Origin of the sequence: Bradyrhizobium sp. (genome assembly GCF_017881085.1) — a bacterium.
In the GTDB taxonomy this organism is placed as follows: Bacteria; Pseudomonadota; Alphaproteobacteria; order Rhizobiales; family Xanthobacteraceae; genus Bradyrhizobium.
This window is the reverse complement of record NZ_JADGRI010000106.1, coordinates 1-15,351: the sequence shown is the minus strand read 5'-3', so window position 1 is coordinate 15,351 and position 15,351 is coordinate 1. Positions and strand designations below refer to the sequence as shown.

Below are 15,351 nucleotides of genomic sequence, written 5' to 3'. Positions count from 1 at the left end.
TGGATCGCGATCAGGCTGACCGCCTTTTCGCTCGCCAACGAGCCAAGCCGCTCCTTGACCTTGCCGGAGGCAAGGCCAAAACCGCGCGAGCGCACCAGATCGACGCTGACGAGATCGCCGTCCTCGGCGCCGCCGGTATCGGCCTTGGCAATGTTCAATTCGCGGCCGGCCTGCTTCTTGTCGACCGGGATCAGCCGCCCGCCGCCGTCCGGAGTCTTGCGGAAAATGCCGAGTACGCGGGTCCTGGCGTGATCGATCACCTTGATGACGCGGCCGCGATAGACGGTGCCTTCGCGGTCGCGCTCCTCGAGCTTCTCGACCCGCAACAGCGCGCGGTCGCCGACGCCGGGCGTCGTTCCCGGCTGCGGCCGCCTTGGAATGTGGATGCGGATTTTCGGCGGCTCGCCGCTTTCGACCTCGTCCCATTCGGCGGGCGTGGCGAGCAACTCGCCGTCGCTGTCGCGTCCGGCGATATCGGCCATCACGGTCGCCGGCAGTGCCGCCGGCTCCCTGATCTTCTTGCCGCGCTTTTCGATGGCGCCTTCGTCGGCAAGCTCGCGCAGGATTCGCCTCAGCGCGGCGCGGTCGGCGTTCTTCAGACCGAATTCGCGCGCGATCTCGCGGGTTCCGACTTCTCCCGGCTGCGCGCGAATGAAGGCGATGATGGCATCCCGGGCCGGAAAGCCAGTGTCGCGTTGTTTTGTCACCTTATCCCCGGGCCTTGCCGGCGCTTTTCTTCGCAGGCGTCTTGGCGGCTGGCGCAGGTTTTGCCGGAGAGGTTTTTGCTGTCACCGGCGCGCGCGCCTTGCTGACGGCTCCCGATTTCGGCTTGGCCGCGGATTTCTTCGTCGCCGCTTTCTTGGCGGGTTTCGGCGTCGTTGTGTCCGCTGCGGCCTCCGTTTTGGCGGGCTTGGCCGCCGCCTTCGCTTTCTTGGCGCCGCGCTTGGGCTTGCCGCCACCCTTCGCCACGCGCTCGTCGATCAGCGCAATTGCCTCCGGCAGCGTGATGGTTTCCGGCGTCTTGTCGCTCGGTATCGTCGCATTGACGCCACCGGCCGTGACATATGCGCCGTAGCGTCCGTTCTTGACCGCAACGCCGCCCAGGGTCGGGTGGTCGCCGAGCGGCTTGCCGGGATCGGCGCCAAAGCGGCGGCCGCTCGGGCCCTTTGCAATCTTCTCGGCAATCAGCGTAACGGCCCGGTTCAATCCGATATCGAAAACCTCGTCGCCGGCCTCGAGGCTGGCATAGGTTTTCTCGTGCTTCACGAACGGCCCGAAGCGGCCGAGCCCCGCGGTGATCGGCTCGCCGGTCTCCGGATGCTTGCCGATCTCGCGCGGCAGCGACAGCAGTTTCAGGGCCAGATCGAGTTCGATGTCGGACGGCGAGGTGTTCTTCGGAATACCCGCGCGCTTCGGCTTTTCGCCCTCGGCGTAATCTTTCGGCTCGCCGAGCTGGATATAGGGACCGAACCGTCCGGCCTTCACGATGACGTCGCGATCGGTCTGTGGGTCCTTGCCCAGAATACGATCGGCGCTGGCCTCGCTGTCGGCCGCGAGCGGGCGGGTGTAGCGGCACTCCGGATAGTTGGAGCAGCCGACGAACGCGCCGAATTTTCCGGCTTTGAGATTGAGTTTGCCGTTGCCGCAGCTCGGGCATTGCCGGGGATCGCCGCCATCCTCGCGCGGCGCATAGATGTGCGGCCCCAGCATGTCGTCGAGCGCATCCAGCACCTGGGCGACGCGCAGGTCCTTGATCTCGTTGACGGCGCCGATGAAATCGACCCAGAAATCCTTCAGCACCTGCTGCCAGGAAATTTCGTTGTTGGAGATGCGGTCGAGCTGTTCTTCGAGGTTGGCGGTGAAGTCGTATTCGACATAGCGCGCGAAGAAATTCTCCAGGAACGCGACCACGACACGGCCCTTGTCCTCGCCGTGCAGGCGCTTCTTCTCGAGCCTGACGTAGCCGCGGTCCTTCAGGACCTGCAGGATCGAGGCGTAGGTGGAGGGACGGCCGATGCCGAGTTCCTCCATGCGCTTGACCAGCGACGCCTCGGAAAAACGCGGCGGCGGTTCGGTGAAATGCTGGGTGACCGCAAGGTCCTGGCGCTTCAGGGCTTCGCCTTCGCTCATGAGGGGGAGGCGGCGCGAATCCTCGTCGTCGCCGTCGTCGTCCTTGCCTTCCTGGTACAGCGCCAGAAAACCGTCGAACTTGATCACCTGGCCGCTGGCGCGCAGCTCCAGCAGGCGCGAGCCCGCTTTGGCCGCGATATCGACCGTGGTGCGTTCGAGCTCGGCGGATTCCATCTGGCTCGCGATCGTGCGGATCCAGATCAGCTCATAGAGCTTGGCCTGATCGGTATCGAGACGCTGGCGCATGTCCGCGGGCCGGCGCGACAGATCGGTCGGACGGATCGCTTCGTGCGCTTCCTGCGCGTTCTTGGCCTTGGTCTGGTACTGGCGCGGCGCGTCCGGCACATAGGCGTTGCCGTAATCCTCGCCGATCACCTTGCGCGCCTGCGTGATCGCCGAACCGTCGATCTGTACGCCGTCGGTTCGCATATAGGTAATGAGACCGGTGGTCTCGCCGCCGATATCGATACCTTCATAAAGCCGCTGCGCGATCCGCATCGTGTGCGCGGGCGCAAAGCCGAGCTTGCGGCTGGCTTCCTGCTGCAGGGTCGAGGTGGTGAACGGCGCCTGCGGATTGCGCCGCGCCGGTTTTGCCTCGACCGTCGTTACCGTGAAGTTCGCGGCCTCGATCGCCTTCTTGAAATCCTCGGCTTCCGCGCCGGTGCCGATATCGAGCCGCTGGATCTTCTTGCCGTCGGCGCCGACCAGCCGCGCCTCGAACGCTTCGCCGCGCGGCGTGGTCAGGGTCGCGACCAGCGACCAGTATTCCCGGGGAATGAATTTCTCGATTTCAAGCTCGCGGTCACAGACCAGCCGCAGCGCCACCGACTGCACGCGGCCCGCCGAACGCGCGCCCGGCAGTTTCCGCCACAGCACCGGCGAAAGGGTAAAACCAACCAGATAATCCAGCGCGCGGCGCGCCATATAGGCGTCCACCAGCGCGCCATCGATCTGGCGCGGGTTCTTCATCGCCTCCGTCACCGCCTGCTTGGTGATGGCGTTGAACACCACGCGTTCGATCTTCTGGTCCTTGATCGCGCGCTTCTCCTTCAAGACCTCCAGCACGTGCCAGGAGATCGCCTCGCCCTCGCGATCAGGGTCGGTGGCGAGGATCAGCCGGTCGGCGCCCTTCAGGGCTTTGGCGATGTCGTTGAGCCGGCCGGCCGCCTTGGGATCGATCTCCCAGATCATCTGGAAATTGGCGTCCGGATCGACCGATCCGTTCTTGGCCGGAAGGTCCCGGACATGGCCGAACGAGGCCAGTACCTCGTAGGAGGCGCCTAAATATTTGTTGATCGTCTTGGCTTTCGCCGGCGACTCGACAATGACGATATTCATGTCATTCCAATGGCTTACGGGAAAAATAAAGGCCGGTTCCGCGAGATTCGCGTCGGCCGTTTCGCCCCGAACATGGGAGCAGTGGAGCCCCCTGTCAAATGGACAGATGTTGAATAGGCTCCTGGTACCCCCGATTCAGCATCCAAAAAGTTGTGATTTGCTTCCTAGAGTTGCGCACTTAAAAGGCGTATCAGTCGAAGATTCGCGGGATCGGATGTTGCTTTGATCAAGACCGGCGGCCGGCGGACGCGCGCGCAGCAGGGCAGGGGCCGGCGTTCGAAAAACGATGAACCATCGGGCGAGGGCGGCCGGGACGAGGCCGCGGCGCTCATAGCGGAGGCCGCTGCCGAACTGGCCGGGCTGGCGCGACGCCACAATTTTGACATGCTGTATTTCCTGCTCGGGATGGCGCGGCTCGAGGCCGAGGAACATCTCAGGCTTCGCAGCAAACGGAACCTGTCGTAACGGACTTGCCCCGGCCGATGGCTTCGGTCGTCATGGCTTCAAGCAAAGCCACGAAGCAATTCAGCCACAGGCCTACGGCGCCTCGATCATGCTGAACGGCTCGGTGATCTCCGCGGCAATCCCCGAATCGCACTGCAATCGTGCTGATGGATTCCCTCATCAGTTTGCTGGTTCCACGCCGGTCCATTTGAACCTTAGTCGTCGCGAGTCCGACATCTCCAAGGGTCTGGATTCTTGATCACGTATGGAGAGATTGACATGACGAAAGCCGTTCGCGTTGCCGCGCAGCTTCCCGCCTCAACAGCTGCATCGGAAAAATCCGGCAGCCAGGAATTTTTGACGATCGCACTATTTTCAGGAATAGGTCTCTTTGTAGCCCTGGTCGCCGTCATGATGGGCGTGCAAGGGGCGTGGTTTTGACGCGGTTCGACCGCATTGCCCATCGGAGAGACGAACCTGCCGCCGCGATTCCACGACGGCAGGTCACCCTTATCTCGGCTCACGCCGCGTGGAGATTGGTTGCGGCTTGCAGGGCGCTTGCCAGCGCCTTCTCGCGATGTTCGGGGCCGATCTGGATTCCATCGGCGAAAATAAATTCGGGACTTTTGATCCCGATGAACCCGAACACCCAGCGCAGATAGGTTTCCAGATGCTCGCCGATCGCCGCCGGGGTCCCGGCGCCGTAGAATCCGCCGCGCGAGATCGCAATGATGACGCGCTTATTGCCGGCCAGTCCCTCCGCGCCTTGCGCGCCGTATTTGAAGGTCTTTCCAGCCACCACGATGCGGTCGATCCAGGCCTTGAGCTGGCTCGGTATCGTGAAATTATACATGGGCGCGCCGAGCACCACGATGTCGGCGGCGAGAAACTCGTCGAGCACGGCCTGACCGGCGGCGAGGTCCTCCCGCAGGGCGGCGTCGGGCGCGGCGCCTTGCGCGGCCGCAAGATGCGAACCCGACAGATGCGCCAGCGGCGTTGAAGTCAGGTCGCGGTAGACGATTTCGAGGCCCGGTGTGGCCTTGCGCAGGCGTTCCACGATCGCGGCGGAAACCTGGCGGCTGACGGAGTGGGGACCCAGCACGCTGGAATCGATATGCAGAAGTTTCATCAGTGTCACCCTTGGTATAAGTTTGTAACTGACGCTATATGGGTGACTATCCGTAAACCCCGCAAGAACGCACATTTTTGAGACCCGAGCACAATGTTGAAACCTGCGCACATCAAAGTGCCTGTCTTGCCGCCCCATGCCCACGAGAGCAGCGACTGCCGCGGCGTTGCCTCCATCCTGGCGCGGGTCGGCGACAAATGGAGCGTGTTCGTCATCATGCTGCTCGGCGACGGCCCGCGGCGCTTCAACGAGATCAAGCGCATGGTCGGCGGCATCTCGCAGCGAATGCTGACGCTGACGTTGCGCGGACTGGAGCGCGACGGCCTGGTCACCCGGACCGTTTTCCCTACCATTCCTCCGCGCGTCGATTACGAACTGACCGATCTCGGACGCGGGCTGTGGAAGCCGGTGGAAGCGCTGGGCAAATGGGCCAGCGATCATCAAGCGGAGATCGAGGACGCGCGGGCGCGGTTCGACGGGCGCAACGAGGTTTGATCTAGATCATCGAAACCAGCCCGCCGCCGTGGCGCTCGAGCCGGCCTGCAAGCTCGAGTTCGAGCAGCACGGTGCGCACGATGGCCGGCGAGGTCCCGGCCATCCGGATGAGATCGTCGAGCAGAACGGGCGTCGGTCCGAGCAGGTCGATGATGCGCGCACGATCCCCCGCATCTGGTTCGGAAGCGAGCGGCTCGTCGTCGGGCTCGCGCAGCGAAAGTGGCCGTCCCATGATCGGCTCGACCGCGTTGATGACGTCGGCGGCTTCGGTGGTCAGCGTCGCGCCCTGTTTGATCAGGTCGTTGGTGCCGGCGGCGCGCGGATCGAGCGGCGAGCCCGGCACCGCGAATACTTCGCGGCCCTGTTCGGCGGCGATGCGCGCGGTGATCAGCGAGCCGGAGCGATGCGCGGCCTCGACCACGACGACGCCGAGCGCCACCCCGGAGATCAGCCTGTTGCGCCTCGGAAAATCTCGGGCGCGCGGCGCGTGCCCGAGCGGCATTTCGGATATCGCAGCGCCGCCCGCGGCGAGCAACGCCTCCAGCAACTCTCCGTGTTCAGGCGGATAAACCCGGTCATGGCCGCCGGCCAGCACCGCCACCGTTCCGCTCGCAAGGCTGGCGCGGTGCGCCGCCGCGTCGATCCCGCGTGCGAGGCCCGAGGCAATGACAAAGCCGGCCTCGCCGAGGTCGCGCGCGAGGGAGCCTGCGAATTTCAGGCCGGCGCCGGAGGCGTTGCGCGAGCCGACGACGGCGATCAGGGGCCGCATCAGCACATCGCGCACCCCAAGCAGTGGCGGCGCATCGTCAAGCTCCGACAGCCGCGGCGGATAACCGTCTTCGCCCGGCGCCAGCAGATGCACGCCGAGCCGTTCGCTGGCCGCAAGCTCGGCGCGCGCATCTTCCTCGCTGCAGATCCGCCCCGGCCGCGCCGCGCCGCCGCGCCGCGCCAAATCTGGCAGCCGCTCCAGCGCCCTGCGCGCACCGCCGAAATGATTGACCAGGGAACGGAAGGTGCGCGGCCCGACATTGTCGGAACGGATCAGCCGCAGCCAGTCGACGCGCTGCGCGTCGGTCAGGTTTACGTTGCTGGGCGTCTTGCTGTCCATGCGGCCTCCGGGGGCAGTGTGGATCAACCTGAACGCGTGGGGAAGGGGGTGGGATGCTCCGCTTGCCGGATCCCGACGCACTCCGTAAAAGCGGTCCAATCTCTCCCGGGAAAAATGCCCATGATCTCGCTCGCCGACCTCCAGCGCCGTATCGCTTCCGGCGAGCTTTTGCCGGACGCGGCGATCGCGCAGTCCTGTGAGGCGATCGCAGCGCGTGACAAAGCCATCGGTGCCTTCGTGTGCCGGGCCGAGAACATCCGTGCCGCCGGCACAGGTCCGCTGCGCGGCATCGCCGTCGGCATCAAGGACATCATCGATACCGCTGATCTTCCGACCGAAATGGGATCCCATATCTACCGGGGCTGGCGGCCGCGCGCGGACGCGCCTGTGGTGATGATGCTGAAGCAGGCCGGAGCGAGCGTCGTCGGCAAGACCGCGACGACGGCGTTCGCCTCGCGCGATCCGGCCGCGACGCGCAATCCGCGCAATCCCGCTCATACGCCCGGCGGATCGTCATCGGGTTCGGCGGCGGCGGTCGCGGCGGGCATGATTCCGCTTGCCGTGGGAACGCAGACCGGTGGGTCAGTGATCCGGCCGGCCTCGTTTTGCGGCGTGGCCGCGATAAAACCGTCGTTCCGGGTTCTGCCGACGGTTGGCGTGAAGTGCTATTCATGGACGCTGGATACCGTGGGGCTGTTCGCGGCGGGCGTTGAAGATCTGGCGCTCGGGCTCTCGGCGATCACCAACCGGCCCGAACTGCTGCCGGGCGCCGCGATCGAGCGGCCGCGCATTGGTATTGTGACGCAGGATTTTGCCGGCGCGCCGGAATCACCCAGCGCGGAGGCGCTGCGAATCGCCGGCTTCGCCGTGGAGCGTGCCGGCGCCTCCGTTCGCACGCTCGCTTTGCCGGAGATATCGCGCGAGGCGTGGCGCGCGCACGAGACGGTGCAGGAATTCGAGGCGCATCAGGCGCTGGCCTGGGAATACCGCACGCATTACGACGCCATGCCGCCGCTGTTGCGCGCAAAACTGGACGAGACCAAAGGTATCCTGCCCGCCGATTACGACGAGGCGCGTCGGATCGCGAACCGCGGCCGCAAGGCGCTGGCCAAGATTTTCGACGATGTCGATGCCTTGCTGACCTTCTCCGCGCCGGGCGCGGCACCCAAAGGGCTGGCGTCGACCGGCGATACCCGTTTCAACAAGCTGTGGACCCTGATGGGCGTGCCTTGCGTCAACGTTCCCGCTCACGTCGCGGACGGCGGATTGCCGGTGGGCGTGCAGGTGATCGCCCGATTTGGCAACGACGCCGGAGCGCTCAAGGTGGCGCGGTTCGTTGAGGACGCGCTGGCGCGGGGGTGAGGGAGCTATTTCGCCCCGATCTTGCCCTCGGTGCCCGCCTGCAACCGCCTGATGTTCTCGCGGTGCATGTAGAACATCAGCAGCGTCAACACGGCGAACAGCGAGGCAAGCGCGAGGTGGCCGAACCACCACAGGAAGATCGGCGTGACGATACTGGCGACCAGCGCCGAAAGCGAGGAGTAGCGGGTGACAATGGCGGTCGTGAGCCAGATCACGCAGAACACGATCGCGGCCGGCCAGAACAGTCCGATCAGCACGCCGATATAGACCGCGACGCCTTTGCCACCCCGAAATTTCAGCCATACCGGGAACAGGTGGCCGAGGAACGCGCCGAGTGCGGCCAGCATCGCGGCGTCGGGGCCGCCGAAGTAGCCGGCGATGATCACCGCGAGCGTGCCCTTCAGTGCGTCACCGAGCAGCGTCGCCGCGGCGAGGCCCTTGCGCCCGGTGCGCAGCACGTTGGTGGCGCCGATACTGCCGGAGCCGATCGAGCGCAGGTCTTGGGTGCCGGCGGCGCGCGTGAGGATCACGCCGAACGGGACAGAGCCGAAGAGGTAGCCGACCAAGAGGGCGAGGACGCCATCGGCATAGGGCGATATCATATCCAGCGGCTCCATCTGCGTATCAAGGAATTATTAACCATAAATCCGCATTGTGACTCCTCACCGACAGGGGAGAGACTGTCATGCCTTTCGTGCGCAGGCGACTTAATCTGATCTGCTTCAGTCTTTATCTCGCGGCAGCCCTGGCCGGGATATCGCTGGAAGCGATCGCCCAAATCTATCCTCACTGACCGCGCGGCCGTTTCAATCCGGGTTTCACGCCGTCAGACGTGCTCGTAGACCGTCCGTCCCCCGACGATGGTGCGAACCACGCGTCCCGAGAACCGCGCTTCGTCGAACGGCGTATTCTTGCATTGCGACTTGATATCGATGGGATCGAGCACCCAGGGCGTGTCGGCGTCGATCACGATGATGTCGGCTGGCGAACCGGCGCGCAGCGTTCCGCCGGGCAAGCCCAGCAGCTCGGCCGGGCGCGTCGACATCGCGCGGATCAGCGTCTTGAAATCCATGTCGCCATTGTGGATCAGGCGCAGCGCAGCCGGCAGCATGGTCTGCAGGCCGATCGCGCCGGCAGCCGCTTCCGCGAACGGCAGCCGCTTCACCTCGACGTCCTGCGGATTGTGATCGGACATGATGACGTCGATCAACCCGGACGCGACGGCTTCGACCAGCGCCAGCCGGTCGTCCTCGGTGCGCAGCGGCGGCGACAGTTTCAGGAAGGTCCGGTAGGGGCCGATATCGTTTTCGTTCAGCGTCAGATGATTGATCGAGACCGAGGCGCTGACGGATAGCCCCGCATCGCGCGCGCGTTTCAAAATTTCCAGCGAGTCGATGCAGCTTAGCGACGCCGCGTGATAGCGGCCTCCGGTCAGCGCGACGAGGCGCATGTCGCGCTCCAGCATGATCGTCTCGGCCGCATTGGGAATGCCGACCAGCCCCAGCCGTGCTGCGAACTCGCCCTCGTTCATGACGCCTTCGCCGACCAGATGGGGGTCTTCGGTGTGATGCACGATCAGCGCGTCGAAGTCGCGGGCGTAGGTCAGCGCCCGGCGCATCACCTGCGCATTGGTGACGCTTCTGTCGCCGTCGGTAAACGCCACCGCGCCCGCGGCCTTCAGAAGGCCGATCTCGGTCATTTCCTCGCCGCCCATGCCTTTGGTCAGCGCCGCCATCGGGTGGATGTTGACAATCGCGGTGTCGCGGGCGCGGCGCAGGATGAAATCGACGGTGGCGGAATTGTCGATCACGGGCGAGGTATCGGGCTGGCAGATGATGGTGGTGATGCCGCCGGTCGCGGCGGCCTGGCTCGCGGAAGCAAAGGTTTCGCGGTGGCTGGCGCCGGGTTCGCCGACGAAGGCGCGCATGTCGATCAGCCCGGGGGCTATGATCTTGCCGGCGCAATTGATGATATCGGTGCCCTCGGGCACGCCGGCAGCGCCGATGCCGCGACGGCTCTCGCGGATGGTGCCGTCGGCGATCAGCACGTCGCCGATTCCGTCGAAATCCCGCGAAGGATCGATCAGGCGGGCGTTGGCGAGCAGGATCGGGCGGCGGTCAGTCAACATGTTTATGCGTTCGGCAGGTTGCGGGCGAGCGCTTCGAGCACCGCCATCCGCACCGCCACTCCCATTTCCACCTGTTCGCGGATCAGCGATTGCGCGCCGTCCGCCACGATCGAGTCGATCTCGACGCCGCGGTTCATCGGCCCGGGATGCATCACCAGCGCGTCCGGTTTCGCATACGCCAGTTTCTTCTGGTCAAGGCCAAAATAGTGAAAGTATTCCTGGGTCGAGGGCACGAACGAGCCGTTCATGCGCTCGCGCTGCAACCGCAACATCATCACGATGTCGGCGCCGTTGAGACCCTCGCGCATGTCGCGGGCGACTTCGACCCCCATTCGCTCGATGCCGCGCGGCAACAGTGTGGAGGGCGCGACCACGCGGACGCGGGCGCCCATGGTGTTGAGCAGCAGGATATTGGAGCGCGCCACCCGCGAATGCATGACGTCGCCGCAGATCGCGATGACGAGTCCCTCGAGCCGGCCCTTGTTGCGGCGGATGGTCAGCGCATCGAGCAGCGCCTGGGTCGGATGCTCATGGGCGCCGTCGCCGGCGTTGATGACGGAACCGTCGACCTTGCGGGCCAGCAGTTCCACCGCGCCGGAGGCATGGTGCCGCACCACCAGGATGTCCGGGTGCATGGCGTTCAGCGTCACCGCGGTGTCCATCAGCGTCTCGCCCTTGCGGATGGAGGAGGAGGACACCGACATGTTCATGACGTCGGCGCCGAGCCTTTTTCCGGCGAGCTCGAACGAGGACTGGGTGCGGGTGGAGGCCTCGAAGAACAGATTGATCTGGGTGCGGCCGCGCAAGGAGGTGCGCTTCTTGTCGACCTGGCGGTTGAGCTCGACATATTCCTCGGAAAGGTCGAGCAGGCCGGTAATATCGGCAGCGGAAAGCCCCTCGATTCCCAGCAGGTGCCGGTGACCGAGGACGAAGGTCGATTTCGATGCAGGGGTCATTAAAACGAGAGCTATAGGCAGAGATGCTACGGGGGGCAAGGGCGAATAGGGCGCTTCCGAGTTATCCCCCGATCTGTCGAAAGCAGGGTAAATGCTGACGCCGCAAAGTCGCCGCGATTGGATCGCCAACCCTTTTCGATCGGCAGCCCCGGGGTATGCGCAGTTTGAGATGGTTTGCTCTGACCCCGTTAACGGCAATGGAGATTGCGAGCCCGGCGAGCGCGCAAAGCTTGCCCGGCGGGTTTGTCTTCCTGCGCGACATCGATCCCTCGATCATCCAGGACATCCGCTACGCCGGAGGCAACAATTTCATGGGCCGGAAGCTGGCCGGCTACGGGGTCGCCGAATGCGTGGTGAAGCGCGATGTGGGGTTGGCCCTGCAGCGCTCCCAGCAGGAACTTAGCCTGCAAAAACTGTCGCTGAAGATGCTGGACTGCTACCGCCCGGCGCGCGCCGTGCATGACATGGTGGTGTGGGCGCAGAACGGCCGCGAGACGCCGGCCGAGCGGCGGTACAATCCGGCATTCCGCAAGAAAGACCTGTTTCGTCTGGGCTATATCGCCGCGCATTCCGGCCATTCCACCGGCGCCGCCGTCGACCTGACCCTGGTGGACCTGAGGGGTGACAACTCGGCGGCGTTAGATCCCGACAAGGCCTATGCCGACTGCACGGCGGCGGCGGACGCCCGCGCCCCGGAGGGCAGCGTCGACATGGGCACCGGCTACGACTGTTCCGACCTCAAGGCGCACACCGCCGCGAGCTCCATCACATCGGCCCAGCGCCGCTGGCGAAATGTGCTAATTGCCGTGATGGCGAAGCAAGGTTTTGTAAATTATTCGAAGGAGTGGTGGCATTTTTCGCTGCCGGGCGTGGGCGGGCCCGCGTATGATTTTCCGATCACGAGGCGGTTGAGATAGAACAAAGCGTGCGATCGGGGTGAGGGGTTACAGCCTGACGCTGGACCGTAATCCCTAATTACCATTCGGCAGCCGGAAGCAGAACATGACCCAAGCCTCATTCAGCCAAGCTTCATTCGCGACCCACGAAGTGTTCAACCAGTCGCCGCCGTTCGAAGACGTCGATCTGTTTGCGGTGGACCGGCCGCTGGTGGAAGCGGTCGCGGCCAATGGCGGGGCGCCTGCGCAAACGGAACTTGCCGAGTTCGGGCAGCACTGGGGTTCGGCGGCCATGGCGGCGCGCGGCCGGATCGCCAACGAGAACACGCCAAAACTGCGCACCTTCGATTCCCGCGGCGTCAGGCGCGACGAGGTCGAGTTTCACCCGGCCTATCACGAGGTGATGGCGCGCAGCGCCCATGCCGGCATTCACAATTCGACCTGGACCGTGGACGGCAAGCCGGCCGGTGGTGCTGCCGAAGTGGTGCGGGCGGCGAAATTTTACATGGCATCTCAGGTCGAGACCGGTCATCTGTGCCCGATCACCATGACGCGCGCCTCGGTCGCGGCGCTGGCGGCGCAGCCGGATCTGCTGGCCAAAGTGATGCCGGTGATCGCCGCGCGCGCCTACGACCCGACGTTCGCGCCGTGGCCGACAAAGCGCGGCATGACGCTCGGCATGGGCATGACCGAGAAGCAGGGCGGCACCGACGTGCGCTCCAACATGACGCGCGCGGAACGCGACGGCGATGCCTATCGCATCACCGGGCACAAATGGTTCATGTCGGCGCCGATGTGCGACGCTTTCCTGGTGCTGGCCCAGGCCGACGAAGGCCTGACCTGCTTCTTCATGCCGCGCTTCCGGCCCGATGGATCGATCAACGCGATCCAGTTCCAGCGCCTGAAGGACAAGCTCGGCAACCGCTCCAATGCCTCGTCCGAAGTGGAATTCGTCGGCGCCTATGGGGTGCGCGTCGGCGACGAGGGCAAGGGTATCCGCACCATCATCCAGATGGTGCAGCTGACGCGGCAGGATTGCGCGACGGCCTCCGCCGGCCTGATGCGGTCCGGCCTGGCCCATGCGCTGCATCACTCCAGGCATCGCAGCGTGTTCCAGAAGCATCTCGCCGATCAGCCGTTGATGCAGGCGGTGCTTTCGGACATGGCGCTGCATGTCGAGGCTTCGATTGCGCTGGTGATGCGGCTGTGCCGTTCGTTCGACCAGGCCCCGCACGACCCGATCGAAGCGGCCTATATGCGGCTGCTGACACCGGCGATCAAATACTGGGTCTGCAAGAGCGCGCCGGGATTTCTCTACGAGGCGATGGAGTGCCTCGGCGGCAACGGCTATGTGGAGGAAGGTATTTTGGCGCGCCACTATCGGGAGTCGCCGGTCAATGCGATCTGGGAAGGCTCGGGCAACGTAATGTGCCTGGACGTGCTGCGGGCCCTGTCGCGCGAGGTCGAGGCGGCGCGCGCGGTCATGCAGGCTCTCGCCGGTGAAACCAGCGGCCTGTCCGGCGCGGGCGACGCGGTAACGTTCATCGGCAAGGCCTTCCGCCGGCCGGACAGCGAGCGCGTGGCGCGGCTCGCGGTCGAGAAGCTGGCGTTGCTCGCTGCGGCGGCGGCGTTGAACAAGGTGTCGCCGCATCACGCCGAATTGTTCGCACGGACCCGGCTTGCCCAGACCCACGGCAGCATGTACGGCGCCGTCGATCTCGCCACCGGCGATATCAGGGGCCTCCTGGACCGGACGCTGCCGTGATGGTGCCTTACTTCGTCATGGCCGGGCAAAAGCGCGAAGCGCGTCTTCGCGCAGATGTCCCGGCCGTCCACGTTCTTGGCTTCAGCAAGAGAACGTGGATGCCCGGCACAAGGCCGGTCACGACGGCAATCGGAATGAAAGCCAGTTGATGGACTCTCTCGATCCCGCAAGCTCTGCCGTTATCGCAATCCCCGTCCAACGGCCACCACGCATCTGGAAGTTCTGGGGCACCGCGCTCTGGGGCCTTCTGATCTTCGCCGCGATGTTTGCGGGGCAGATGGCCGTCGTGGGCTGGTTCGTGCTGCGGCAGGACGGTCCGATCGACATGGCCGCCGCGATCCATGTCGTCGGCGGCGGGCTGACAATCTCGCTTTCGGTGATCGCGGGGCTGCCCGCCGTGCTTGCCGCGCTGTGGCTCGCGACCCGCATGTCGGGTACGCCATTTGCCGAATACCTCGCGCTGCGCGGGACTTCCTGGATCAATTTTGTCATCGGCGCGGTCGCGCTCGGTGTGCTCGTGATGGGGTGGGACGCGGTGTCGCGCGCGGCGGGACACGAGGTGACCCCCGGATTCATGGGCGAGGTGCTGCAATCGGCCCGCGCCGACGGCGCGCTTTGGCTCCTGGCGATCGCGTTCTGCATCGCCGCCCCCGTCTCGGAGGAATTGTTCTCACGCGGCTTTCTCTACCGCGGCTGGTCGGAGTCGTTTCTCGGGGCTCCCGGCGGCATCCTGCTGTCGTCGATCGTGTGGACGGCGCTGCATCTGCAATATGACTGGTTCTTCTTCGGCGAGGTGTTCTCGATCGGCCTGTTGCTCGGCTTTCTCCGCTACCGCTTCAATTCGACCTGGCTGACAATCTTCGTTCACGGCGTCAACAACCTGGCCGCGGTGGTGCAGACCTTCATGCTCGCCGGGCACGGGTAGGGGCCTTCTCGTCAGCGCGTTTCGCGCAAATTTCCCAGCCGGTCCAGCGCGCCCTGCAGGATGAAGATCGCGGCATGCTCGTCGATCACTTCCGCGCGCCGGGCGCGGCTCATGTCCATGCCGATCAGCTCGCGTTCGACGGCGGCGGTGGAGAGCCGCTCATCCCACAGCGCGATCGGCAGGGCGGTGAGCCTGGAAAAATTGCGGGCGAAGGCGCGGGTGGATTGGGCGCGCGGTCCCTCGCTGGCGTCCATGTTGATGGGCAGGCCGAGCACGAAGCCGACGGCGTTGCGCTCGGCGGCGATCGCGAGCAGGCGCGCCGCGTCGGCCTTGAACGCCTTGCGCTGGATGGTCTCGACCCCCGTGGCAAGCCGGCGATCGGGGTCGGACGCCGCGACCCCGATGGTCTTGGTGCCCAGATCAAGGCCGATCAGCGCGCCGCGTTCAGGCCAGTGCGCGGCGGCGTCGATCAGCGGTAGAATGAAGGCAGGCATGGGGTTCGCATAACATGCGGGCTTCGATTATTGCAAAGCGGAGGTGACAAAATCACGATGCACGGATTTCTCTAAGTGTATTTTAAATAGGACTTTCTCCGGTTCAAGCAACATATAAGAAACCGCACTGTAGTTTATAAATTGATGAAGAGAACCAGTTATAACATCTATAATCTGATGA

Annotated in this window: 14 protein-coding genes and 1 pseudogene; 7 read left to right on the top strand and 8 right to left on the bottom strand. The window is 64.8% G+C overall.

What is annotated here, in order from left to right; all coding sequences use genetic code 11:
• Positions 1–707: pseudogene (locus QZ213_RS12505) on the bottom strand (ribonuclease R); the annotation flags it as partial.
• 1 nt (position 708) lies between these two features.
• Complete coding sequence (gene topA, locus QZ213_RS12500; RefSeq protein WP_291686383.1) at positions 709–3,468, bottom strand: type I DNA topoisomerase; 2,760 nt, start codon at positions 3,466–3,468, stop codon at positions 709–711.
• Positions 3,469–3,690: 222 nt separating this feature from the next.
• Here topA and QZ213_RS12495 point away from each other — a divergent pair, with 222 nt between their 5' ends.
• Both QZ213_RS12495 and QZ213_RS12490 read left to right on the top strand, forming a co-directional pair.
• A complete protein-coding gene (locus QZ213_RS12495; RefSeq protein ID WP_291686382.1) occupies positions 3,691–3,933 on the top strand; it encodes a hypothetical protein in 243 nt (80 codons plus the stop codon).
• Positions 3,934–4,191: 258 nt separating this feature from the next.
• The gene (locus tag QZ213_RS12490; protein WP_291686381.1) at positions 4,192–4,353 is read left to right on the top strand and encodes a hypothetical protein; all 162 of its coding nucleotides are present in this window, start codon (positions 4,192–4,194) and stop codon (positions 4,351–4,353) included.
• 79 nt (positions 4,354–4,432) lie between these two features.
• On the opposite strand, the gene QZ213_RS12485 is transcribed toward QZ213_RS12490, so the two are convergent.
• Positions 4,433–5,041, bottom strand: coding sequence for an FMN-dependent NADH-azoreductase (locus tag QZ213_RS12485; RefSeq protein ID WP_291686380.1), 609 nt, complete (start codon positions 5,039–5,041; stop codon positions 4,433–4,435).
• 93 nt (positions 5,042–5,134) lie between these two features.
• Here QZ213_RS12485 and QZ213_RS12480 point away from each other — a divergent pair, with 93 nt between their 5' ends.
• On the top strand, positions 5,135–5,536 hold the full coding sequence (locus tag QZ213_RS12480) for a helix-turn-helix domain-containing protein (protein WP_291686379.1): 402 nt from the start codon (positions 5,135–5,137) through the stop codon (positions 5,534–5,536).
• Between the two features lies 1 nt (position 5,537).
• Here the strand turns inward: QZ213_RS12480 and dprA are convergent, their stop codons facing one another.
• Complete coding sequence (gene dprA, locus QZ213_RS12475; RefSeq protein WP_291686378.1) at positions 5,538–6,644, bottom strand: DNA-processing protein DprA; 1,107 nt, start codon at positions 6,642–6,644, stop codon at positions 5,538–5,540.
• Between the two features lie 120 nt (positions 6,645–6,764).
• Between dprA and QZ213_RS12470 the strand changes: the two genes are divergently transcribed.
• The gene (locus tag QZ213_RS12470) at positions 6,765–8,006 is read left to right on the top strand and encodes an amidase (protein ID WP_291686377.1); all 1,242 of its coding nucleotides are present in this window, start codon (positions 6,765–6,767) and stop codon (positions 8,004–8,006) included.
• Positions 8,007–8,011: 5 nt separating this feature from the next.
• Here the strand turns inward: QZ213_RS12470 and plsY are convergent, their stop codons facing one another.
• The 3 genes from plsY to QZ213_RS12455 all read right to left on the bottom strand — a co-directional run bounded on the left by plsY (position 8,012) and on the right by QZ213_RS12455 (position 11,090).
• Complete coding sequence (gene plsY, locus QZ213_RS12465; RefSeq protein ID WP_291686384.1) at positions 8,012–8,608, bottom strand: glycerol-3-phosphate 1-O-acyltransferase PlsY; 597 nt, start codon at positions 8,606–8,608, stop codon at positions 8,012–8,014.
• 224 nt (positions 8,609–8,832) lie between these two features.
• Entirely contained in the window at positions 8,833–10,134 is a 1,302-nt protein-coding gene (locus QZ213_RS12460; protein ID WP_291686376.1) for a dihydroorotase, read from the bottom strand.
• 2 nt (positions 10,135–10,136) lie between these two features.
• Positions 10,137–11,090 carry an aspartate carbamoyltransferase catalytic subunit gene (locus QZ213_RS12455; protein WP_291686375.1) on the bottom strand — a complete coding sequence of 318 codons (954 nt, stop codon included), beginning with the start codon at positions 11,088–11,090 and terminating at the stop codon, positions 10,137–10,139.
• A gap of 197 nt (positions 11,091–11,287) precedes the next feature.
• Between QZ213_RS12455 and QZ213_RS12450 the strand changes: the two genes are divergently transcribed.
• The 3 genes from QZ213_RS12450 (at position 11,288) to QZ213_RS12440 (ending at position 14,676) form a co-directional block, all read left to right on the top strand.
• Positions 11,288–12,007: a M15 family metallopeptidase gene (locus QZ213_RS12450; RefSeq protein ID WP_291686374.1), complete on the top strand. Its 720-nt coding sequence runs from the start codon at positions 11,288–11,290 to the stop codon at positions 12,005–12,007.
• Between the two features lie 85 nt (positions 12,008–12,092).
• The gene (locus tag QZ213_RS12445) at positions 12,093–13,751 is read left to right on the top strand and encodes an acyl-CoA dehydrogenase family protein (protein ID WP_291686373.1); all 1,659 of its coding nucleotides are present in this window, start codon (positions 12,093–12,095) and stop codon (positions 13,749–13,751) included.
• A 148-nt stretch (positions 13,752–13,899) separates the two neighbouring features.
• Positions 13,900–14,676, top strand: coding sequence for a type II CAAX endopeptidase family protein (locus QZ213_RS12440; protein WP_291686372.1), 777 nt, complete (start codon positions 13,900–13,902; stop codon positions 14,674–14,676).
• Positions 14,677–14,687: 11 nt separating this feature from the next.
• Here the strand turns inward: QZ213_RS12440 and ruvX are convergent, their stop codons facing one another.
• Positions 14,688–15,170, bottom strand: a complete 483-nt coding sequence (gene ruvX, locus QZ213_RS12435) for a Holliday junction resolvase RuvX (protein ID WP_291686371.1) — start codon at positions 15,168–15,170, stop codon at positions 14,688–14,690.
• Between the last annotated feature and the right edge of the window lie 181 nt (positions 15,171–15,351).